We start from the raw sequence: 20783 nt of genomic DNA, 5'->3' as shown, positions 1-20783 counted from the left end.
ACCCTGAGACTCATCCCTCAGGGAATTCATTCATTCGTTTGGATGCAAGTTCCCGGAAGATGCGAAGAAGAGGGGAGGGGAGCTGCTACCCCTTCGACGCCCGCCCCAGCGAATCCGCTTCAAACAACTCCAGCGGCAGCGAAATCGAAACCCGCAAATCCTCCGGCGGCGCCTCGATCCACTTCGTCAGCGTCTTCACGATCGGCCCCACCGGATAGCGGAAATGTGCGATCTGCGGCCGGTGCCAGGCCATATGCCGGTCCGGAGATAAAATCGCAACCGACACATCGCGGGGAATCTTCAAGCCCATCTCCCGCAGCATGCACGAAGCTGTGATGAAGTGCTCCCAGTCGAAGACCACCAGCGCGGTCGGTCGCCGGACCTTGAACACCTCCGCCAGCGCGCGTGTGAACTCGTCCGGATCCAGCTTCGGAACGATCGGCGCATGATAGTTCGGCACAAAGGGCAAGCCATGAGCCTCTAGGCATTTCCCCATCGAGCGCCGTTGCCGCTCGCTGAAGCCCTCCGGCATCCCGCAGATTGGATGGCAGATCCGCGTGTGTCCCAGCGCGATCAGCTTCTCCATTACCTGCTCGATCATCAGCGCGGCATTCACCCCGAGCATCGGCACCGGCTCACGGGCCGTATCGCCGCCGAGGAAGACCGTCGGCACCCCGCGCGCCAAGGACCACTTGGCGAAGGCCGGATGCCCGCCGAAGTAAACGAGGTGCCGCGCTTCCTCCGACTTCAGCAATCCATCCCAGCGCCGCCGGTCGGTGCGGCCCTCGCTGCGCCCGATCGCGCGGTGCTTCACATCCCAGTCGGGCCGCTCCAACAGCAGCAGCGAGAGGATCTCCAGCGCCACCGGCTTCATCTCGTGCATCGGCTCGGCGGTGAGATACAGCACCTTGCGCCGCGTGGCTGACTTGCCGCCGCGCCCGTGCCGCGCGATCCGGAACTTCTTGCGCGGTCCCTCCGATACCAAGGTGCCATCGGCCACCAGACGCGACACCGCCTCGCCCACGGTCAGCGCATTCACCGCCAGCGCCTCCGCCAGCGGCCGCATCCCCGGCAAGCGCTCGCCGAAGCGCCCCTCGCGGAGCGCCTCCCGTAGGGCGGCCTCAGCTTGATCCACCAGCGTGATCCGGCGCAGCGATTCCATGAGTCGGAATCATGCGAGCCGACCTGCGGATGTCAAACTGCCATGCTGAGCCATGCAGATTGGCGGGACCGGCGGACTGGCACCGCGCCGTCCGATGTGGTCTTCCTCAGCTTGGAATTGCGGGCACTTGGGTCTGCCCGCCTTCCCCCTCTCCTGAACTCGACGCACTGCATCATGATGAACATCGCACGCATCAAGCGCTCCTCTTTCACCCGTCGCTGGCTGCTCGGCGGCAGCACCGCACTCGGCCTCTTCTCCGCCCATGCCGCCACCGTGACATGGACCGGCAACGGCGCGGATTCCAACTTCGACACAGCCGGCAACTGGAACCCCGCTGCCCCCGCCGCCGCGGATGAGCTGGTCTTCCCCAACACGACTGGTGTCCTCGGCGTCAATCTCAACGGCACCTTCAGCCCGGCCAAGCTCACCTTCTCCTCCACCGGCTTCAACGACTACGTGCTCGATGGCGCCGGCACCATTGCCGGCACTGGCGTCGTGCTCGCCAAGACCGGCGACTCCTATCTCGGCCTCGGCGGCAACAACAGCTTCAGCGGCCAGATCCAGCTCAATGCCGGCGTGATGAATCTCACCAGCGCCAATCTGGTCGCCAGCACTTCTTACGCCCTCGGAGCCTCGGGCAATGTCCTCAAGATCGCCTCAGGCGCGACCTTCGACCTCGCCGGTCAAGGCGCTGCCGTCCACGCCACCGCGGCATCCCGCCGCTACTACTCGGTCGAAGTCGCGGGCAAGGGCGTCGAGCTGGAGCCGGGCGTCTTCGCCGGCGCGATCACTTCCACCTCGCTCGGCAATCTCGCCTACGCCGGCCGCGGCAAGACCGGCCTCCAGTATCTGCTCCTCACCGCAGATGCCACCGTGAATGTCCCGAACGGCGTGAGTGTGGACCTCGGCTACGGCACCACCACGACCAATGGCTCGATCACCAGCTCGGGTGCCACCGCTCGTGTCCTCACCAAGACCGGCCCCGGCGCACTGCAGCTTGGCGGCACGAACACGACCTCCGGTGGCACCACCGGCGTGAAGATCCGCATCGCCGAAGGCTCCCTAACAGCGAATGCCATCGCCGCCACAGGCGATGAAATCACCGTCGCCAACGGCGCTTCCTTCCGCACCGGCGCGGCAGGCACCTTCCCCACACCGCTGATCCTCGAGGACGGTGCCCTGGTCGAAAACTACATCGGCGGTGCCTCCACCTTGTCGGGCGACATCAGCATCACTGGCACCCCGGTGTTCTCCGCCACGAACACCACCAACCTGACCATCTCGGACAGCTTCAACGCCCCGGCCAGCATCAACATCCGCCGCATCGCCGCCTCCGGCTTCGTGATCTTCACCGGCGACAATACCGTGGCAGAGAATGTTTATCTCACCTCGAGCGCCACGCTCCAGCTCGGCAGCGGCGGTACCACGGGCTCCTTCAAGACCCCGCTCGGTGCCGATGCCCCGATTGATCTCGGCTCCGCCGGAGCGCTCATTCTGAACCGCTCCGACAGCTTCACCTACGATGCGCCGATTACCGGCACCGGCAGCATCCAGAAGAGCGGCAGCGGCACCCTCACCCGCACCGTCGAAGCCACCTTCGCCCGTCCAGGCAATATCGTCGCCACCGTCAGCACCGGCACATTGCTCATCAATAACACGACCGGCTTCGGCATCGGCGATGGCAGTGTCATCGTGAATGCCGCCGCCACCCTCGGCGGCACCGGCTCGGTCGCGGGTCCCGTCCTCTTGGGCACCGCCAATGCCGCCACCGCCCGCGGCTTCATCGCCCCGGGCAATGGCACGGGCGCCATCGGCACCTTCACCATCGGCGGCCTCCAGCTCGCCTCCGCCGGCAGCGCCACGCTCCAGCTCGATGTCAACGGCACCAGCGCCGACAAGCTCGTCGTCAACGGCGACCTCATCCTCGGCCCCGCGAAGATCGGCGAAATCGCCATCCTCCCCACCGGCAGCGGCGCGACCCAGCCCTCCTACACCTTGCTCGAATACACCGGCACCCTCCAGGGTAGCTTCAACTCGATCACCGGCGTCCCCGCGGGCTACCGCATCCGCCACGATCAGGCAAACAAGCGCATCCTTCTCGAACAAAACGCCGGCCCCAACATCCTCCCCCAGATCCTCTACTACGACGGTGGTACTACCGACATCGTAGCCAACGGCGACGCCGCGGCTGCTGCCACCGCCGGCAACTGGAACACCACCCTGCTCAACTGGGACCAAGGCACAATCGCCCACCTGCCGTGGGCCAATGACGGCAGCGCCACCGCCATTCTCGCCACCGGTGCCTACGCCATCACCGTCGATCCCGCCACGCCCCTTGCCGTCGCCGGCATCAAGCGCTTCGGCACCACCGCGAATGCCACCCTCATCAGCGGCGGCACCCTCGCCCTCCAGCCCGGCGCCAACTTGCATGAAGGCTTCGTCGGCACCTCCGACCAAGGCCTCCGCATCGCCTCCAAGCTCACTGGCAGCGGCGGCTTCACCGTCACCGGCCGCACCTCCTCCGGCACCAACTTCAGCCGCGTGATCCTCGCCAACCCGGTTCCCGGCGACAACACCATCACCGGCCCCGTGACCATCGCTGCCGGTTACCTCCGCCTCGCCGCCAGCGAGCAGCTCGGCAACACCAGCACCGTCACCGCAAACACCGGTGTCAGCGGCTCCGTAGCTACCCTCGAAACCGCCTCCAGCACCGATGAAACCATCGCCGGCCTCGCCTTCGGCCCGAACGGTGGCGAGCTCAAGCTCGGCGGTGCCAGCCCCTCCGTGCTCACCCTCGATGGCGGCGGCCTCTCGATCGCGAACGCCGCCACCTTCACCTACGGCAGCAGCGCCAGCGGCATCCGCTTCGCCAACGCCGGTGAGTTCACCAAGTCCGGCGACTCCACGGTCGTCATCACCCGTGCCAATGCCGCCAACTTCATCGACCTCGGCGATACCCGCAACATCCGCGTGAATGGCGATGGCGCTCTCTCCATCGGCGTGAATCTCGTCAATGGCGCACTCGTCAAGCAAGGCCCCGGCACCCTGATCCTCGCCTCGGATGCCAATGCCTATCAGGGCAAAACCACCGTCGCCCAAGGTACGCTCCGTATGCTCTATCCCACGCTCTACAACGGCTCGACCCTCGACCTCGCCAGCGGCACCACGCTCGATCTCGGTTTCACGGCGGTGGACACCGTCAACCTCGTGAAGACCTTCATCGTCGCAGGCGTCTCGAAGCCCGCCGGCCTCTATGGTCCCATCGGTGCCTCCATGACCGGCGTAACCGAGCTCGCTGAGATCACCGGCAGTGGCCTCATCCAGGTCGATCCCACCTGGACCGGCGCGACACCCTTCGACCTCTGGGCCCAACAGATCACCGACTCTAACAAGCGCGGCAAAACCGACGACCCTGACAACGATGGCTTCGACAACTTCACCGAGTTCGCCTTCGACGGCAATCCCAGCTCCGGCACCGGCCTAACAGCCAAGGTCCAGACCAAGGAGTTCACCCTCGGCGCCGAAAAGGCATTCGTCATCACCATCCCCGTCCGCGCCGGCGCAGGCACCTTCACCGCCGATGCTACTGGCCTCGTCTCCACTGCTATCGATGGCGTCATCTACCGCGTCCAAGGCAGCGAGACCCTAACAGCATGGCCCCTGCCGCTCACCGAAGTCACCGGCAACCCCGGCATCACCCTGCCCACCGCGCCCCTCAGCTCGGCCTCATGGGAATACCGCTCCTTCCGCATCAACGGCCCCACCTCAGCCCACGTCAAAGCCTTCCTCCGCGCCAAGGCCACGGAATAAGCGGGCCCCACAAACTTCCAGGGTCGTAGTCCACAGCCGGAGCGTCGCAAGGCGCTCCGGCTTTTCCGTCATCTCTTCAGGGCCAAAGGCCCGTCCGATAGCAGCCTGGGCTAACAGCCCAGGTCCGGATCATAAGAGGCAATCAAGGGCTGAAAGCCCGTCCTATGCTCGCCTTCTCACGGCTCGTCACGATCTTGTTGCTGCAGCCCGCCTTCTCGCCCGCCAGAAAAGCAGGCCAGCCCAAGGGGCGGCGACCGCAAGCAGGATCAGCCAGTGGGGAATGAACAAACCCCACGATTCACGCACTGGCCCAACCAGAACCTCGCTCAGGAAAGCTGCTTCGGGAGTCAATGGGGTTAGGGTGCGACCGTCGCTCTCCAACCTATAGTAGTCGAATCGGTCCAGGCTCGCGGAGGGGCCAAGTCGAATGAATGACAATTGAGGACGGAATGGCAAAGCCCGGCCCCGAACATTCGTCCGAATCCAAACAGGGGCCGTCCTCAACGGGTGGTAGGTGGCGTTGATGCCCCCGAATGAGTTACCCACACTCATGGAACCCACACTGACTGCCGTCACTGCTCTGAGAGAATCCCGCCAAGCCCAACAAACAAACGTCATCACCAGCAAGCCGGACCAGAAGGTAATGGATCGGTGGAGGGCTGCCTTCATGGGTTGATTACAGTTTTGCGTCGCCTGCGTGCGCGTATGGAGAGCAAAAGCAGCCAAACAGTGGCGACCGCAAGGAGGATGAGCCAATGGGGGAGGAATGCGACCCATGCTCCCGGCCATGTAGAGGCCATGACTTCGTCACGGGAACCGAGAACAAAAGGCCTTTCCATGTCGTTCGTTTGCATCGCGAAGCTAGGTAGCGCGATGCGCAGGGGCATTCCTCCGGTAATGGGTTCGTCCACCCAATGCCAGTCGGGTGACTTCTTCTCATCATGGGAAACAAAAATGCCCGAGCCGATATTCCCGAGGTAAACGAAGCTGTTACCGCCTGCATTCAAGAAGGAGCTGGATCGATACCAACCCCAACAAACAAACCCCATCACCAGCAAGCCGGCCCAAAACGTAACGGATCGGTGGAGAGCGGCCTTCATGAGATGATTGCAGTTTTGTTCCGCCTGCGTGCGCGCCAGAAGAGCAAACCAAGCCAAGGGGCGGCGACCGCAAGCAGGATGAGCCAATGGGGGATGAACAGCCGCCAAGCGCCAACCGCCGCCGCATCCAGGGCCTGCAACATCCACTCTTCCCGGGTGAAAGGCATTCCCGAACAGATGCGCTCTTCGATCAAGTTGAACTCCTCCCTATTCCAAGCTGCGTGGCTTCGGAAATACGGCGTCGGCAGCACTTCTGCTTGCCACTTCCAAGGTGTCGCCACCCCCATTCCGAAGTCCTGAGCCATGTAAGGACAGAGGTAATCAATGCAGATGCCGCCCTGGTAATTGGCCACCCTTGGTAAGTTCCCCGGCAAGTCGGTCGGTAATCTTGGGTGGATAGAATCCCACCACGCCCAACAAACAAACCCCATCACCAGCAAGCCGGACCAGAACGTAACCGAACGATGTAGGGCAAGCTTCATAGAACGACGCTGTGCTTCAGGAGGTGGGCACGCCAGATCAAGAATCCGAGCCAGAGAAGGGCCACGGCTACTTGCACAGCCTCCACAATGAGAAACAGCGAACTTTCCTCAAGTGATCGCGGGAGGGATAGCTCTACAATGCCGCTCGGAGACTCAACGTAAACGGGACAGAAAAACAAAAAGTAGTTCGCCCATGTGAGAAAGACCGCAGCGATTGGCAAACCAAACCAGAGCGCTAGAGACGGATGCTGGGCAAGCTTCACCCCGCAAGCTTGGCGACCTGCGGAGAAAAAGCTATCAGGAAGCAGATGAGGCCGCGCCCGCTCTATCGTTGGAAGTTTTTTTGGTTCGGCCTGCTCACCTTGAGTTTTATGGTGTGGGCAACGGATGATTCCCGCCGCAACTTTACCTCCATCAATGTTTCCAATTGGCACTGGGACAGAATCTACCAAGTGTCCTTCTTTGTTCATTCGGCCCCCCGGACGGCGGGGGAAGAGTTCGTCCAGCGGGAGGCCAAGCCAGAGGAAGACAGCGTAGGCCCGGGCCTTCCTTCGATGGTGAAAACGAAGGGTTTGGTCGGTGTGTTCGTGCCTGACGAGTCGGTAATATTTCCCTTTCTCTTCGGCTGGACCGGATTCCTTTTCTGGCGCTGGGTTAGGCAGAAGCAACGAAAGGAAAGTTCATGAGCCCGCGCCCGCTCTACCGCTGGAAGTCCTTTTGGTTAGGAGTCCTCGTGCTGGGGTCCCTTGGTTGGGCTTGGAGCGATTCGTACCGCTACACCTCCGCCTTGGTTTCACCTCGGCAGGGCGCGGCATGGAGTGAAGGCGGACGGCTCGGAGTGAGTTGGGAATCTCTCAACTTCGACAAGCTTCACTTGGAAGTGTGGCGCGATCCACTTTTTGAAGACGAAATTGGAGTGAGGTTTTCGGAATTGCCGACACGTTCACTTGCCTACTGGTTCCTTCTGCTCCTTTTCTCTCTCTCTTGGTCCGCTTGGCTCTTCTGGCACTGGAAGCGGGAGCAAAAGAAAAGCTCATGACCCCGCGCCCGATCTACCGCTGGAAATCCTTTTGGTTTGGCCTGCTCGTCTTGGTATTCATGGGGTGGGCCGCTTGGGATTCCTACCAGACGAGAACCGGGGCGGTTCTTTTCATTCCCGGCAGCGCCTACGAGGTGCATGCCGCCGATGCCAAATTCTTCCTGGTCACGTCGGACGCCGTGAGCGACGGCTTCTCCCTTGAGTGGGTGGAGCCGGGACCGTTGGACGTTGAAGCATGGAAGGGACGCTTGGCGGCACTGAACGGGCCTAAGGTTTCGGAGATCACATTCGGTGCCGCGCTCGCTCCGTTCTTTTTGGCTTGGATCGGGCGGCTTGGGTGGCGCTGGCGGAAACTCCACAAGGCGAGTTCCCAAGGACTCGACGGGCCATTTCCCACTTGCTAGGACCGCCCCGGGCCAAGAGAATCCGCCGCCTCGTCCCCATAGTTCAACGGATAGAACATTGGTTTACTAAATTGATGGGAGCGCTTTCATTTTGGGTGGGAATGCTGATACTTAGAGACTTAGCGTTTTTCTCCGTTTGCTTCCGTTAGCCTAAAAAACCGCGTGTTTCCAAGGTTTAAGGGAAAATTTAAGGGAAATTCCTTGCGTGAAGTACATCAGTTTCGTGGATTTGAACCCCAAGGTTTCCCCTTCATTCTGAGGGTTTCCCTTAATTTCCCTTAATCCGAGATCCCACCATGAAGGCCCTGAAGCAACGCGGCTCCACCTACTACGTGCAGGCCAAGAATCCGCAGAAGGGAAGGCAGGATGAAACGTCCCTTCTAACAGATGACAAGAGGCTGGCCGTTACCCGCCGCAACCGCTTTCTAACAACGCTAGAGGAAACGGGTTCTTGGGACGCTGCGAAGGAAGAGCTTCACGGGAAGAAAATCATTAAGAAAGGGGAGAGCCCGACCTTTGAGGAAATGAAGGAGCTTTACCGCAAATACGTGGACCAATGCGCAAAGCCGATTCGCAAGGTTACCTTTTCAACGAACGTTAGCAGCCTCAAGGGCCTAATGGCGCACGCCAAGGCAAACACCATTGCCGACTTGAACGCGGATAGAATGGGCTTCACCAGCGAGAACCGCCAAAAGGTCATTGGCCAAATCAAGCAGGTGAAAGCCATTCTGAAACCGGCAGCGTTAAAGTTCTACAACACCCAAGGCGTGAAGGTCGCCAATCCCTTCGTTGGGATGGAACTAGGGGGAGCGGTTCGCAATCCCTATACACCCTTGCCAGAGGCAACGCGCAAAGCCATCTGGGAAGACGCTAGAGCCTTGCCACCGGATGAAGCCATTGCGGTGCTACTTGCCCTTGGTGCTGGCCTGAGAAAGAACGAAATAGACAAGGCGCGGGTTGCGTGGCTTGGCATGATGAAGGACCACGCGATTCTGAATGTTCGCAAAGAGGATGACTTTACGCCAAAGAGCGGCGCTAACAGAAATATCCCAATTAGCAAAGCGCTTGCGGAAGAGCTTCTGGCGATCAGGGCCAAGATGAATCCAAGCGAGTTTGACCCTTACTTATTGGCAGGCAGCGGAAGGGGCGCTTCCCGGAAAGACAAAACCTTTAGGCGCGTCAATGCGTGGCTGAAAACAAAGGGAATCACCGCAACGGAACCCTTGCACAGCTTGCGGAAGGAGTTCGGCTCGAACGTCTTCACGCATCACGGCGTAGGCGTGGCTTCCGTGCTTTTGGGCCACGCGGACATTAAGCTTACAATGGACACCTACGCGGGCCTCACAAAGGCCCCTGTTATCGACATGGGCGGCCTTATTCTTGGCACGGCTGCCGATGACGTGGAGGCATTCGCCAAGGCTCAGGGCGTGAAGGTGGAGGCATTGAGGAAGTGGCTGGCAAAGCAACCCAAGGCCAGCTAGGGGCGCGGCTCCCTTCTTTTGCTTCATTGGCTCGCCAGCAATGGCGGGCCTTTTTGTTGGGCGCTATTCAAGCTTGAGTTCCAGTTCCAGCTTTTGCCGCAAGTCTTGCATTCCTTCGCTCAGAGAGTTCCGCCGCTCCTTCGCCTGTTTAAGTGTTTCGTCCAAATGGCCGCAGAGCTTCTTAAACGCCTTGCGTGTATCGGTTTCAAGTTCTTCCCTGTTGTCTTCGCGTTTTCGGAGCGCGAGCCAAGTTCTCGCCGCAAGATCAGCAGCCGTCTTGTAGAGATTTACAATCTCGTCGTAACTCTCCGGCGTTAGATGCTTAGGGCCATCGACGAAGACACTGTTAGCGTTAGCTCTGCTTTCGTGGTTCTCGCTTTCGCGCCACTTGTTGCCAAAGGTAACACAGCGGTTCCTGAGTAGCTGCAAAAACGCCAGTTCCTCCGAAACGTCTTCAAGGCGGCTAAGCTCGAAATTCAAAAGTGAGGTGTAACCGCTCACTTTTGCTACCCGCGTTTGAGCGGCCACCAAACCGGCGTGCCTCTTGTCTTCGTGTTCTTTGTCCTTGGTCCTTTGGTCGGCATCTTTCCTGCGAAGTTCTTCCGCTTCCTTTGCGTCCTTGTGCTGGCCCCAAAGGGTTCCCATCGCGGTTACGAAAGCCAGCATTGCAAACGCTGTGTTGAACGGCCCGAACGCGTCCCCCAGTTGCGCGAGCTTCGCTAGCTTTGATTGACCCGTGGGGTTTTGCGGTGGCGCTTCCCATGCGTTCCATTCCTTTTCCAGCTTAACGGACCAATAAAGAGGGAAAGCAATTGCGGCGAGCGCTACGAGTAGGAGGAGGAGGGCAAGAAGGCGGGATTTCACGGGACCGGCCTAACATAGAGCATCCCCTTTGACAACGCCCCGCCAGAAATGGCGGAAACAATTTCTATCACCCAGAAGCGCGGCGACACTTGGGCCGGTTGGAGCCAAGTGGAAATCTTGGTTAACGATGAGGCATTGGACCTAACGGGGGCGGCAATCCTCATGCAGTTCCGCCGTTCCCATACGTCGCCCGAGGTAGCCAAAGAATTCAGCACCGGCAACGGCATCACGATCACGGCCCCGACTGAGGGCAAGTTTTCCGTGGCTCCGGCAATTCTGGACATGGTCGCCTCCACCTACGTTTTCGACGTTCAACTAACCTTGGCCAGTGGTCGCGTTCTCACGCCGATTTCCGGCACCTTCACCCTTACCCCCGACGTGTCCCGCTAATGAGCGATTACTTAACAATAAACATTGAAGACAGCCCCGCCGTCTTCTCAATCAATCTCACGGAAGCACAGGCGGGAGCCGATGGCGCACAGGGAGCAACCGGCCCGCAAGGACCACAAGGGCCAATCGGCAACACTGGCCCGCAGGGAGCCACAGGGCCGCAAGGCGCAACAGGACCCGCAGGGGCCACAGGAGCGACGGGAGCCACAGGCCCCAACCAAGTCAGCAGCACCACGGCAAGCAACCTCACGGGCATTTTAAAGGGCACAGGAACCCTTGTGGCAGCAGCCACGGCAGGAACCGACTACAGCAAGGGCAACACTAACGAAACGATCACGGCTACCCGTGCCTTCAATGGTGCCCTTACCTTTGGAACCTCAAGTTATACGTTCACCGGGGGCGCGGCCAATGCGTTGAAAACCGCCCTTAGTTTAAACAACGTCGAGAACACGGCGCTAAGCGCGTGGACCGGCTCTAGCAACTTGGTTACTCTTGGTTGCTTTGAGGCAAACGGCAGCGACCACATTGACATTGCCACTTCCGACACCGTAGCGATTACCGGGGAGCAAGGAATTTACCTCACCACCAACGGCGGGAACTTTAACTTCTTGGATGATGGTTCAGCGGAAAGCTTCTTGAACCTCAGGCTTGAGAACCAGAGCGCGGCAACGGGCACAAACGCAATGAACCGCGATCTTGTGGACTACCGCACCCTTGTTAGTCCCGTGCGCGATTGGATGATGTATGTTTCCAACTCCGTGCAGACCACTAGCGGCGCGGCAATCGGCTATGCAGGGGGACAAGCAACACCCGGCAGCATCATGCTGGATTCGGGCGCAACTTCTGGAGGCTTTGCCATCGTTAGATTTGCGGGAACGAACGACGTTACAAGTCCGATGATTTACCCGGGCGACAGTCATTCAACAATGAACTTTGACCGCCGCCATCGTCTATACATTAGCTTTTCCGCTGCGGGTTTCGGAGGCTTCCTAGGGAACGCCGTGGGGCGCTTCTGGAGCAGTGCAAGCTATGCTCTCCTTGATTCAACCGGCGGCACGTCGGAGCCAGCCAAGAAAGGATTCGGGTTTAAATTAACCTACGCAAGCGGCGCGCCAAGGATCGCGCTACAGACTCATAACGGCACCACGCTTACAACCGGCACGGCTGTTGCGTTCACCTTGGGCAACTTTAACGAATTGGTTTTGGATTATTACGCCGGAACCCTTTCGGCCACGCTCAACGGCACGGCGCTAACTTCGATCAGCGGCGGCCCGTCCGGCACTTCAGCAGGCACGGAAGCCACGCCATTCCTCAGCGCCTACAACCCCACAGGGGCAAGCAACGGTTGCCGCTGGAACACCTACCGGATTCGGAGCCTGACGACGGCCAGCTAATAAAAATTCAAATGCGGCCTGCCGGGAAACTGGCGGGCCGTTTTTTCTGCGTTATCTTGCGTTGTTATGCATTTGCAGGAAAAAAAGTGGAAGAAAGATGAATAATTTTCAGGAATTTTCGTCTAATTGGGGTAACTATGTATGTAGGAATTCGGCCCGATAGGGAAAAGCGAGTTCCACCACGTAGGAGATAGTTAGCGCCAGCATGAGGCTGGATAATTGGGGCCACTCAGGCCAGCGGATCGAGAGGGACCGGCGAAAGCTGGAAAAGTCTGACTGCCGCTCTTTGCACGAAGGGGGAAAGCCCCGGGAACCGGTTGGGGTAATGGGCCAACTTGCAAACGTCCGCTAACGACCCCAGATTCAAACCCGATTTTGGTTCTCCGAGTCAGCTTTAGACAGCGCGCCGGTTAGGTTTTCGCCCGTTCTAAAGGTTTTCGTCCAATGGGGGACCTCTATACTAACGGAACTGAGTATGAACTTGGTTCGCGAAGCAAAGAGAGTTCGTTAAACTTGAGAAGCCCGGCGGAGCAGGGGCTAGGCACTGAGGCAAAACGATTACCTTAGTTAAACCTTAAAAAGCGAAGCGCCCCCGGCAGGGCAAGCTTGCTTGCAAGCGCAGTAACAGCAACCGCGCAAGGAGTCGCTTCCGCTCCATTGGAAACCGGCAAATGCCTAACCAACGAAGGGATTCGCAAAGACTCAATCGCCGTCATTGCATTTTGGCTTGGCGCTTCGCTTATAACGGGCATTCGCCCTTGGGATGGATCAAAGAAAAGATTTCGAGGAAGAGCCGGGGCGCGGGCCACCTCACAAACCAAGATTCTACTTTTGTTATTACAGCACCCGAGAGCAGGCGGGCCGGGGCGATCACGTTTCATTCTCCCTTCTTTGTTGAAACACCAAAAGGGAAACAGCCGCGCCCGGCAGCAATTACTAAAGAATTAGTATTAGGGGGCCGGGGCATCATTAGTGAATCTTCCTTTGATTGCTGAGGCACCAAAAAGGAAAGCCCTTGCTCTTCTCCCGCTCAGGCCCGGAAAACCCCTCAGAATTGATCCTAGAGCCAATGCGGGACTTTCCTTGGATCAGGGCACAAAAAAGGCGGAGCCCGCAGGCCCCGCCATTCTTGCGCCAATGCTTTCTTTGTTCCTACCTCGCCCGTTAGAGCCTCTCCAACGCCCCCAGAATATCCGTTTCGAGGAAGCGCCAAGACTTGAACCCAACGAAGGGCCGCAGCTTGCCCGCGTGGACCTTCTTACGAATAGCCGTTACCGGCAAATTCCAGAGCTTGCTTGCTTCCTTAATGTCGATCAGGCGCGGAGCAGGCCCCGGGGGCGCGGCTTCGTTCTTGTTCTTACTCTTGGTCATGGATCAGGGGCGGAAGGTGAAGAGGATCATTTCGAGCAACCGCAGTTCGCATTCGCAGTAGTCGGGGAACCGCTCGCGCATGCCTTCCCAGAAGCTGTGAATGTCGTTCAGTTCCTCGCTGAGGTGATTGTCCCGGTCACGGCTACTCAGCGGCGGAAGGAACAACTCGGCTTGTTCAGCGGTAAAGCAGAGGATTCCCCATTGCTCCCACTCGGCGCTTTCATCGTTGAAGCCGTAAGCCTCCAACTGTGAATTGCCGATGCCGCAAATAGTATCCCAAGCGTTCTCCACCCGTTCGCAATGCTCCGCCGCCTCCGCCGCCGCCATGCGCTTGTAATCCCGATGCCAAGGCATCACTTCGGGCTTTGCTTTGGTCGGGGCCTTTTTCTCTTTAGTGTTATTCATGCCCCTCCGTTATGCATCGTTATCTTGCGTTAGTCAAGATAATACATGTTTAACAAATGGGGATTCAGTTGTTAAGTAATTCGGGAATCCACTAACGGCGCGGCTTCAAGCGCTTTCTTGGGCGGGAAACTTTTTTGCCGGGCAGCTTTGACGGGCCCGCCGGGCATGCATGATTTCGTTTTGAATGCCTTGCGCCGTGCCTCCCTTAGGTGGTCCGCAAGAACAAAGGTAAAGCAGGCGGCCCGGGTGGCGCGGAATAAGTATTCGTGCGCCGGTTGCGGCCAGATCGTCCCTAACAAGGAAATCGAGGTGGATCACGTGTCCCCCGTGGTGGAGCCAACACAGGGCTTTGTTGACTGGAACACCTACGTTGCCCGTCTCTTCTGTGATGCTTCAAACCTTCAATGCTTGTGCCGCGCCTGCCACATAGAAAAGGGGAGGGCGGAAGGAAAGATCAGGCTGGCCCGCAAGAAGGCGGAGAAGCCACCCAAGGAGCCGAAGGAAGCCAAACCAAAGAAGGCGGCTAAAAAGAAGCAGGCCCGCCGCCGCCCCCGCAAGCAGGGGGACTAAGTATGAATACAAATTCGGGCAGAGATCTTTTTTTGCCTAAAGTTTCAGTTTTTTCCCGGGTGGGTGGGTATGTAGAAGCATGAACAATTATTTAACTTGGATCAGGGGACCGGGCGATGAGTTCCAATCAGTTTTTTTGTTTTATTTTACTGAGGGAGTTCACCTGCCGAGGAAATCCGGGTAATTATCTGTAGTTATGCGATACCATTTTACTAACGGAAATTATTCGGCCCAATTCTTAGGACTCACAACCCCCAAACGCGGGCGCGTTCGCCTTCGCTTTCTCGTGTTGGACGAAGCCAACCAACGCTGGCAGACCATGGCGACGGACACCGATTGGGAAGACACTACCACCTTTGCTAATGACTTTTTGAACGAGTGGGGGACGACCCCTTATGGCCTGAGAAACAAGGGCTTTTTGGTCAAAGTCGGCACCACAAGCCGAGGCTACAATACCGTCCTTTGCTATGAGGCCAGAGAGTTCACCTTGCCGATTTGGTTTCAAGAGGGAATGAGCAAGTTTCAAGAGAACGCCGAGGCAAAAGCCACCTATCTTGCAGACCGCTTCAGCAAAGACCCCAAGTTTGCAAGGGCTAACAGTATCAGGAAATGCACTTGGGAAAGCCTCGTCCTTGGAATTGACCATTGCTCATTGCTTGGTTGCGACTCGAAAGAGCTTCGGGAGCATCTTGAACGCCAGTTCCACGAAGGCATGTCTTGGAAGAATTACGCGAGCTTCTGGGAAATCGACCACAAGCGCCCCCTTAGTTCCTTCGACCTAACAGACCCTAGGGAGGAGAGAATGGCCGCGCACTTCACCAATTTACAGCCGCTCTCAGTAGTGGCCAACAGACGCAAGTTTAACAGCATCCTTAAAGAAGAGAAAATTGCCTAATGAACAGGCCAAATACAACAGTCCAACTGTCAAATAACATGAAGAAAAGAACCATACAGAACATGACCGACTACCAGCGCGGCTACCGCGCCGGGAAGAAAGCAGCAGCCGCCGCAGAGATCGAGAAGCGCCGCGCCTACTACATCGCGAACAGGGACGCGATCCGCGAGAATCAGCGCAAGTATTACGAGAGCAACCGCGAGAGCATTCTAACCAAACTCAAGGAGAAACGCAGTGCTTGAGCCAATTGATACTAGGACCCCCGTAGATTACCTAGAACCAGACGGGGAGCCCAACGAATACCGCGAGGCCAGCCTCGCTTACCTTCGCCTCATTTCCTTGGCAATGTCCTACATTACGGAAGCCGACAACCCCGGGACCGCAGCTTGGGGCGTGGTGTATGCCCTTGGTTTAATCTCCGTTTCTGGGAATGTCACCATGAGAGAGAAGGGCCGCGAGCTTGGGCTTTCAAGCGGCACAATCAGCCACCATGCAAAGAAGTTCGGACGCATGGCGGGCCTTCCGCCTTCCGCCCTAATGCAGGGCGAGGACCGAGTAACCAAAGCAAGAGAAGCCCGCCAAAAGGTAGTTGCAGGAGCAACGGAGGCGGCAACGCATTAAGTATGAATTTAAAAGAGAACATAGCGGGAATCATTTCCCAGAAATACGCGGCCATTCGCGCCCGCCGGGCCAAAATGAAGGCGGAGATTGCAGCACTAGTGAGCGAGATTGCCGAGATCGCGCTTCACCTTGAAGGACTCCAACAGGAGGCCCGCAGCAGTTACGTTGACGTAGTGGCCGACTCGTTAGGGATGAAGCCCGGGCCAGCCGCAGAGGAAGCCCGCAAGCTTCGCCAACTCGCAAAGCGCCCCGTGGATAAAACATTTTTTGTTGCTAACGGCATGCTGCCCGCGCCCCCGCGCAAAGCCCCCAAGGCAAGCAAGCCAAGCAGCCCAATCGTTAAGGTGGGGAATCTCCAAGCCGAGATCCTTGCCGCGAAGGAACGCGGCCTGAACGCACAGGAAGCCGAAGTAATAAGGGGAATGATTGAGAAACTATTGAGGGAACTATGAAGGAATTTGCAGACATTATCGTTATAATTTTACAGACGCTTGTGATGGTTTCGATCACGTGGGATATGCACAAGCTAGAGATAGAGGTGGAGAAGTTGAAAATTGGGGATGATACGGTGAGCATAGTAGAAGAAGAAATTGCATCCGCTGGAATTTCCATAATGAAGGAGAACTTGCACCTATTCAAAGGCGCGCCGCGTGGCCCCGTCTCCGTGTCCTTCCAACTTGCCGAGCGGGATCTTTCCGAGCCGAGCCGCTTACCACCTTTGATTAAGTATAACATGGAGCGGGTTGCGAAGCTGTTTGGATCAGAGCCGCAGCGCGGCATTGGTGAACCTCGCTGCTATCGCGAAACCTTTGATGCGCCCGGAGTGGGAACGATCAAGTTTGACGTTTGGACCAATGGAAGAATTGCGTGGGTACTCATTGAGGTGGCACCAGAGGGGTAAATACGATGAACATAGTAGAAGAAGACCTAAAGGAATCTCTTGAAGTCACTAAAAGCGGCCAAAAGTGCCGAGTCTTGGAAGTCAGTGCGACAGGACCAAAAATTCCGGTGTCCGTCCGTCCCCAAGCCGAACTGGCAACCCTCTACGGCACCACAGAACGCACGCTGAGGCGTTGGAAGGCCGAGGGGGTAGACATACAGGACCCGGAAGCCGTGGAAGCCTACAGGGCCAATTTAGGCCCAACAGGCGGGGAAGAGATCAAGGAGCTAAAGACCGAGAAGCTACGGCAGGACACGCGGCACAAGCAGGCACAGGCCGACAAGGCGGAGCTTGCCCTTGCTCAGGCTCGCGGCGAACTGGTTTCCATCCCGGCCCTAGAGGAAACCTTATTGTTTTTGGCTAACAGGACCAAGGGCCAACTGGCCCGCCTTGAAAAGGAGCTTCCGCCCCGCTTGGAGGGACTGGCCGCCGCCGCCATGATTCCCATTGTCCGCGAGTTCGTGGCCGCAGTGCTTACCGATCTTGCGACCGACTTTGACGCCGCCGCTGCGGCAGATGATAGCAAGATTAGCAACAGCCTTTGCGAAGGGGATTCGTCCCCCGGAGGCAATAACGATTGAAACTTGGGCGGCGCGGCATGTCCGCTTGCCCCGCTCTTCCCGCAGCACCTTTGCCGACCTAAGGCAAACCCCTTGGCTAGTGGCTCCCTTGGCGGCGATCACCGGCAACGACGCTTCGGAGATCATTGTAAAAGCTCCGGTAGGTAGTGGCAAAACAACCCTGCTAGAGGTTCTTGCGTGCTACACCGTGGCAGAGAAGCCGGGGCCCGCCTTGTTCGTCTCCCAGACTGAGGGCGACAGTAAGGACTGGTTCGATTCCGGCTTACTTCCTTGCCTTCAAGGTTGCGACCTTATCAAGCCCCTTTGGCCGAAGGACCGGCACAAGGTAACGAAAGGCGCGATTCTGTTTCCCCATATGCCGCTCTGGGTTGCCGGGGCGAACCTATCGAGCCTTCAAAGTAAATCCTGTGACCTCGTTGTTTTGGATGAGGCGTGGATGCTCAAAAAGAGTCTATTGCAAGAGGCCCGCCGCCGCACCCATGACCGTTTCAATTCAAAGGTAGTTCTTGTTTCCCAAGGCGGAAGCTCAGGCGAAGACTTTGAGAACGCATGCGAGGACGCGGCGCTTTATGAATTTTCTTTTGTTTGTCCCTCATGTTCCACCCGCCAACCGTGGCGATGGGGAAACCTGAAATGGGAAGGCGAGGAATCGCCGCACTACCAGTGCCAAGGGAGCCTTGGCGAGGGGCTTTGCGGACACCGTTGGGACGACAACCCGATAGACCGCCGCGCCATGGCATCGAGCGGCGAATACGTATTCATAAGTAAGGGGAAGGCGGGGCACGTTTGCTTCACCTACAACGCCCTTGCCGTTTGGTTTATTCCTTGGGCCAAGCTCAGGGATGAATGGAACACGGCCAATGCTGCCAAGAAACGCGGCGACCTCGCGCCCCTGAAACAGTTCCTTCAAAAGCGCCTTGCTCAGGCATGGACCGAGCTTGAGGAGCTTGAAGCCGTGCCGATCAATACCGGCGGCTACCTACTAGGAACGTCGGAGCAGTGGGACCTAACGATTCTCACCGTGGACGTGCAGAAGAATAATTTTTGGTATGTAGTCAGAACGTGGAACAGGGCGGGCGAGTCGCGTCTGTTGGATCGCGGCCAGTTTCTCCACTTCCACGAGATCGAGGCGAAGCGGGAGCAGTGGAACATTCACCGCAAGGCTGTCTTCCTTGATAGCGCCTATCGGGTGGAGGAAGTGAAGGCCGCTTTAGCAAAATACGGTTGGCTTGGCCTGAACGGACGCGGCGAGGATTCCTTTCCCGTCACCGATCGGAGGGGAAACAAGTTCCGCCGGATTTACTCCGTGCCTGTGGATTACAAGACAACAGAGGGCCTTGCCCGCGTCACCAACTACAGCAGCGCCGGGGCCAAAGACATTTTGCAAATCCTCAAGCAGGGCAACGGCACGCTCTGGGAGGTTCCCTCAGACGTTGGCCAGCAGTATTTGGACAGCCTCAATTCCGAGATCAAGAAGCAGACGGCAAAGGGAATGAGTTGGGTTCAAATAAAGGACCACAACCACTATTTCGACTTGGAGGCCATGCAGATTATTGGGGCCACCATGCACAAGCTCTACCCGCTTTTGACAAACCAGCAGGACGAAGAGGCCGCATAAACGAATGGATATTACTTTGGCAAAAACCCTAGCGCGTTGGGCGCGCAATGACGAAACCAAGACAGCCCAAATAGAAGATTGGTTAGACGCGGCAATTTCGGCAATTGCCGAGGGGAAGGGCGCAAGCCCGGCCAGCGTCACGGCAAACGGCGTAAGCGTGAACATGTCCGCTGGTTCTCTCACCGTGGCGGCTTGGGCCAACACCTTGAGCTACACCCTCACCCTGATTTCCACCCCGGCTGTTAGCCGCATCCGTGGCAGCATCATATGAATTTAATTTTGGATCAATTCGGACAGCAAACAAAGTTCATGGAAGCGGCGCGTCCGTCCCGTCAAAGAACGTGGCAGAGCAGCGCAGCCCGTGACTTCGACGAACTCGTTAGCCAAGCAGATTGGGCCACCGTGGTTGGCGCAAGTCGCCGCTTGTGGGCCAACTCTGGCGTTGTCCGTGGCACTATTGACCAAAAGGCTACCTACAGCGTTTCCGGCAGCTTCGTTCCCGAATTCCAAGGGCAAGACACCGCATGGGGAGAGCAGGCGAAAGCTTGGCTGTCTTCATGGATGGAGCTTTGCGAAGTGCGCGGGCCGCTATTCGACTTTAACACCGTTCTTTACCTCACGTCTGTAGCTATCGACCGCGATGGCGATGGGTGGATTCTTCTAACGGAGACCAACGGTTTTCCACAAATTCAAAGCATTCCCGCCCACAGGATCGGCCAGCGTGACAACGCGGCCAGAGTGGCAGCAGGCGGCTACAAGGGACTTCGCATCCGCAAAGGCGTGATCTTTAACAAGGTAGGCAGAGCGGTTGCGTATCGCGTTCTTGGAGAAGCAAAAGACGGTTCAGAGGATTCCGACGTAAGCGCCCGGGACCTCCTACACGTTTTTGATCCTAGTTTTGTCGATCAATCACGCGGCTTGCCTCTCTTCTCCCACGCCGTGTCAGCCTTTCGGGATATTTCCGAGAGTAGGGAGCGCGAAATGGCGGCTCAATTGCTTCTCTCTTCTTTGGCTTTCGTTGAGACAAACCCTTACGGCGGCCCCGACCCGGACGACGTTACGATTGAGTATAGTTCCGATGGCACTCCTTCTTGCCAGAGCTTCGAGGGCGGCACCGTGAAATTCTTCAAGGGTGGCGACGGCAGCAAGCTTGAGGAAGTAGCCAATAACAGACCAAGCCAGAACTGGCAGGCGTTCCATGATCGTTTGATTAGAGACAGCCTCACCGGCACCGGCTGGCCGCTTTCTTTGGTCAATATGGCCCAAGGCAACGGCACCGCAGACCGCATTTCCCTTTTGCAGGGCCGCAAGGCCATTGAGGACAGACAGAGCCTCTTGAAGCCACTTGCAAAGCGCATCATTAACTTTGCTTTGGGCAAGGCCATTGACTCCGGGATTCTCGCGCCGGCCAAACAGTGGTGGAACTGGAACCTTAGCTGTTCAAACCGCCTCAGCATCGACCTTGGCCGCGATTCCGCGAGTTTGAGAGAGGAAATAAAGCTGGGAATGAAGAACCTCACCCAGATTTTGGCAGAAGAAGGGAGAACTAGAGAGGATCACATCAGGGAACGTGCCGAGGAGGACGCCCTAAGAATCAAGATCCGAAAGGAAGTTTCAGAACGCTACGGGTTCCCTATCGACCCCCCTCTAAATTAA

The 20783-nt window shown here is 57.8% G+C and carries 20 protein-coding genes; 14 read left to right on the top strand and 6 right to left on the bottom strand.

Going from position 1 to position 20783, the window contains the following annotated elements; translation table 11 throughout:
- Positions 1-85: 85 nt before the first annotated feature.
- Positions 86-1162 carry a substrate-binding domain-containing protein gene (locus BV071_RS10750; RefSeq protein ID WP_035606288.1) on the bottom strand — a complete coding sequence of 359 codons (1077 nt, stop codon included), beginning with the start codon at positions 1160-1162 and terminating at the stop codon, positions 86-88.
- A gap of 42 nt (positions 1163-1204) precedes the next feature.
- Here BV071_RS10750 and BV071_RS10745 point away from each other — a divergent pair, with 42 nt between their 5' ends.
- Positions 1205-4972 carry an autotransporter-associated beta strand repeat-containing protein gene (locus BV071_RS10745; RefSeq protein WP_035606284.1) on the top strand — a complete coding sequence of 1256 codons (3768 nt, stop codon included), beginning with the start codon at positions 1205-1207 and terminating at the stop codon, positions 4970-4972.
- Positions 4973-5637: 665 nt separating this feature from the next.
- Here BV071_RS10745 and BV071_RS10740 read toward each other — a convergent pair.
- Both BV071_RS10740 and BV071_RS35305 read right to left on the bottom strand, forming a co-directional pair.
- The gene (locus tag BV071_RS10740) at positions 5638-6072 is read right to left on the bottom strand and encodes a hypothetical protein (protein ID WP_035606281.1); all 435 of its coding nucleotides are present in this window, start codon (positions 6070-6072) and stop codon (positions 5638-5640) included.
- Positions 6069-6554, bottom strand: coding sequence for a hypothetical protein (locus BV071_RS35305; RefSeq protein ID WP_265594317.1), 486 nt, complete (start codon positions 6552-6554; stop codon positions 6069-6071). The genes BV071_RS10740 and BV071_RS35305 overlap by 4 nt, the downstream gene beginning before the upstream one ends.
- A 245-nt stretch (positions 6555-6799) precedes the next feature.
- On the opposite strand from BV071_RS35305, the gene BV071_RS10725 reads away from it, so the two are divergent.
- The 3 genes from BV071_RS10725 (at position 6800) to BV071_RS10710 (ending at position 9478) form a co-directional block, all read left to right on the top strand.
- On the top strand, positions 6800-7240 hold the full coding sequence (locus BV071_RS10725) for a hypothetical protein (RefSeq protein ID WP_035606272.1): 441 nt from the start codon (positions 6800-6802) through the stop codon (positions 7238-7240).
- A 349-nt stretch (positions 7241-7589) separates the two neighbouring features.
- Positions 7590-7997, top strand: a complete 408-nt coding sequence (locus BV071_RS10715; RefSeq protein WP_035606267.1) for a hypothetical protein — start codon at positions 7590-7592, stop codon at positions 7995-7997.
- 296 nt (positions 7998-8293) lie between these two features.
- The gene (locus BV071_RS10710; RefSeq protein WP_035606264.1) at positions 8294-9478 is read left to right on the top strand and encodes a tyrosine-type recombinase/integrase; all 1185 of its coding nucleotides are present in this window, start codon (positions 8294-8296) and stop codon (positions 9476-9478) included.
- A gap of 63 nt (positions 9479-9541) precedes the next feature.
- On the opposite strand, the gene BV071_RS10705 is transcribed toward BV071_RS10710, so the two are convergent.
- The gene (locus BV071_RS10705; protein ID WP_035606260.1) at positions 9542-10342 is read right to left on the bottom strand and encodes a hypothetical protein; all 801 of its coding nucleotides are present in this window, start codon (positions 10340-10342) and stop codon (positions 9542-9544) included.
- 48 nt (positions 10343-10390) lie between these two features.
- Between BV071_RS10705 and BV071_RS10700 the strand changes: the two genes are divergently transcribed.
- Both BV071_RS10700 and BV071_RS32800 read left to right on the top strand, forming a co-directional pair.
- Entirely contained in the window at positions 10391-10732 is a 342-nt protein-coding gene (locus BV071_RS10700) for a hypothetical protein (protein ID WP_035606258.1), read from the top strand.
- A complete protein-coding gene (locus BV071_RS32800; protein ID WP_075090884.1) occupies positions 10732-12126 on the top strand; it encodes a collagen-like protein in 1395 nt (464 codons plus the stop codon). Before BV071_RS10700 ends, BV071_RS32800 begins: the two co-directional genes overlap by 1 nt.
- Positions 12127-13290: 1164 nt before the next feature.
- Here the strand turns inward: BV071_RS32800 and BV071_RS10690 are convergent.
- Entirely contained in the window at positions 13291-13497 is a 207-nt protein-coding gene (locus tag BV071_RS10690) for a helix-turn-helix domain-containing protein (RefSeq protein WP_035606255.1), read from the bottom strand.
- 3 nt (positions 13498-13500) lie between these two features.
- Complete coding sequence (locus BV071_RS10685; RefSeq protein WP_035606252.1) at positions 13501-13902, bottom strand: hypothetical protein; 402 nt, start codon at positions 13900-13902, stop codon at positions 13501-13503.
- 165 nt (positions 13903-14067) lie between these two features.
- Here BV071_RS10685 and BV071_RS10680 point away from each other — a divergent pair, with 165 nt between their 5' ends.
- From BV071_RS10680 to BV071_RS10635, 8 genes are all read left to right on the top strand, one after another.
- Positions 14068-14472 carry an HNH endonuclease signature motif containing protein gene (locus BV071_RS10680; protein WP_035606250.1) on the top strand — a complete coding sequence of 135 codons (405 nt, stop codon included), beginning with the start codon at positions 14068-14070 and terminating at the stop codon, positions 14470-14472.
- Between the two features lie 289 nt (positions 14473-14761).
- Positions 14762-15367 carry a hypothetical protein gene (locus BV071_RS10675; protein WP_265594316.1) on the top strand — a complete coding sequence of 202 codons (606 nt, stop codon included), beginning with the start codon at positions 14762-14764 and terminating at the stop codon, positions 15365-15367.
- Between the two features lie 38 nt (positions 15368-15405).
- Positions 15406-15609, top strand: a complete 204-nt coding sequence (locus tag BV071_RS10670; protein ID WP_265594315.1) for a hypothetical protein — start codon at positions 15406-15408, stop codon at positions 15607-15609.
- Between the two features lie 381 nt (positions 15610-15990).
- On the top strand, positions 15991-16440 hold the full coding sequence (locus BV071_RS10660; RefSeq protein ID WP_035606238.1) for a hypothetical protein: 450 nt from the start codon (positions 15991-15993) through the stop codon (positions 16438-16440).
- Positions 16437-16889: a hypothetical protein gene (locus BV071_RS10655; RefSeq protein WP_035606236.1), complete on the top strand. Its 453-nt coding sequence runs from the start codon at positions 16437-16439 to the stop codon at positions 16887-16889. The genes BV071_RS10660 and BV071_RS10655 overlap by 4 nt, the downstream gene beginning before the upstream one ends.
- 5 nt (positions 16890-16894) lie before the next feature.
- Positions 16895-17509: a hypothetical protein gene (locus BV071_RS10650; RefSeq protein ID WP_265594314.1), complete on the top strand. Its 615-nt coding sequence runs from the start codon at positions 16895-16897 to the stop codon at positions 17507-17509.
- Entirely contained in the window at positions 17445-19127 is a 1683-nt protein-coding gene (locus BV071_RS10645; RefSeq protein ID WP_081885921.1) for a terminase gpA endonuclease subunit, read from the top strand. The genes BV071_RS10650 and BV071_RS10645 overlap by 65 nt, the downstream gene beginning before the upstream one ends.
- Before the next feature lie 267 nt (positions 19128-19394).
- The gene (locus BV071_RS10635; protein ID WP_035606224.1) at positions 19395-20783 is read left to right on the top strand and encodes a phage portal protein; all 1389 of its coding nucleotides are present in this window, start codon (positions 19395-19397) and stop codon (positions 20781-20783) included.

It is taken from the genome of Haloferula sp. BvORR071 (assembly GCF_000739615.1).
Lineage (GTDB): Bacteria > Verrucomicrobiota > Verrucomicrobiia > Verrucomicrobiales > Akkermansiaceae > Haloferula.
This window is presented reverse-complemented; position numbering and strand designations above follow the sequence as displayed.

Coding starts and splice junctions, on each gene's coding strand:
- BV071_RS10750 (WP_035606288.1), bottom strand. CDS start 1,162: ATGGAATCGCTGCGCCGGATCACGCTGGTGGATCAAGCTGAGGCCGCC.
- BV071_RS10745 (WP_035606284.1), top strand. CDS start 1,205: ATGCTGAGCCATGCAGATTGGCGGGACCGGCGGACTGGCACCGCGCCG.
- BV071_RS10740 (WP_035606281.1), bottom strand. CDS start 6,072: ATGAAGGCCGCTCTCCACCGATCCGTTACGTTTTGGGCCGGCTTGCTG.
- BV071_RS35305 (WP_265594317.1), bottom strand. CDS start 6,554: ATGAAGCTTGCCCTACATCGTTCGGTTACGTTCTGGTCCGGCTTGCTG.
- BV071_RS10725 (WP_035606272.1), top strand. CDS start 6,800: ATGCTGGGCAAGCTTCACCCCGCAAGCTTGGCGACCTGCGGAGAAAAA.
- BV071_RS10715 (WP_035606267.1), top strand. CDS start 7,590: ATGACCCCGCGCCCGATCTACCGCTGGAAATCCTTTTGGTTTGGCCTG.
- BV071_RS10710 (WP_035606264.1), top strand. CDS start 8,294: ATGAAGGCCCTGAAGCAACGCGGCTCCACCTACTACGTGCAGGCCAAG.
- BV071_RS10700 (WP_035606258.1), top strand. CDS start 10,391: ATGGCGGAAACAATTTCTATCACCCAGAAGCGCGGCGACACTTGGGCC.
- BV071_RS32800 (WP_075090884.1), top strand. CDS start 10,732: ATGAGCGATTACTTAACAATAAACATTGAAGACAGCCCCGCCGTCTTC.
- BV071_RS10690 (WP_035606255.1), bottom strand. CDS start 13,497: ATGACCAAGAGTAAGAACAAGAACGAAGCCGCGCCCCCGGGGCCTGCT.
- BV071_RS10685 (WP_035606252.1), bottom strand. CDS start 13,902: ATGAATAACACTAAAGAGAAAAAGGCCCCGACCAAAGCAAAGCCCGAA.
- BV071_RS10680 (WP_035606250.1), top strand. CDS start 14,068: ATGCATGATTTCGTTTTGAATGCCTTGCGCCGTGCCTCCCTTAGGTGG.
- BV071_RS10670 (WP_265594315.1), top strand. CDS start 15,406: ATGAAGAAAAGAACCATACAGAACATGACCGACTACCAGCGCGGCTAC.
- BV071_RS10660 (WP_035606238.1), top strand. CDS start 15,991: ATGAATTTAAAAGAGAACATAGCGGGAATCATTTCCCAGAAATACGCG.
- BV071_RS10655 (WP_035606236.1), top strand. CDS start 16,437: ATGAAGGAATTTGCAGACATTATCGTTATAATTTTACAGACGCTTGTG.
- BV071_RS10650 (WP_265594314.1), top strand. CDS start 16,895: ATGAACATAGTAGAAGAAGACCTAAAGGAATCTCTTGAAGTCACTAAA.
- BV071_RS10645 (WP_081885921.1), top strand. CDS start 17,445: ATGATAGCAAGATTAGCAACAGCCTTTGCGAAGGGGATTCGTCCCCCG.
- BV071_RS10635 (WP_035606224.1), top strand. CDS start 19,395: ATGAATTTAATTTTGGATCAATTCGGACAGCAAACAAAGTTCATGGAA.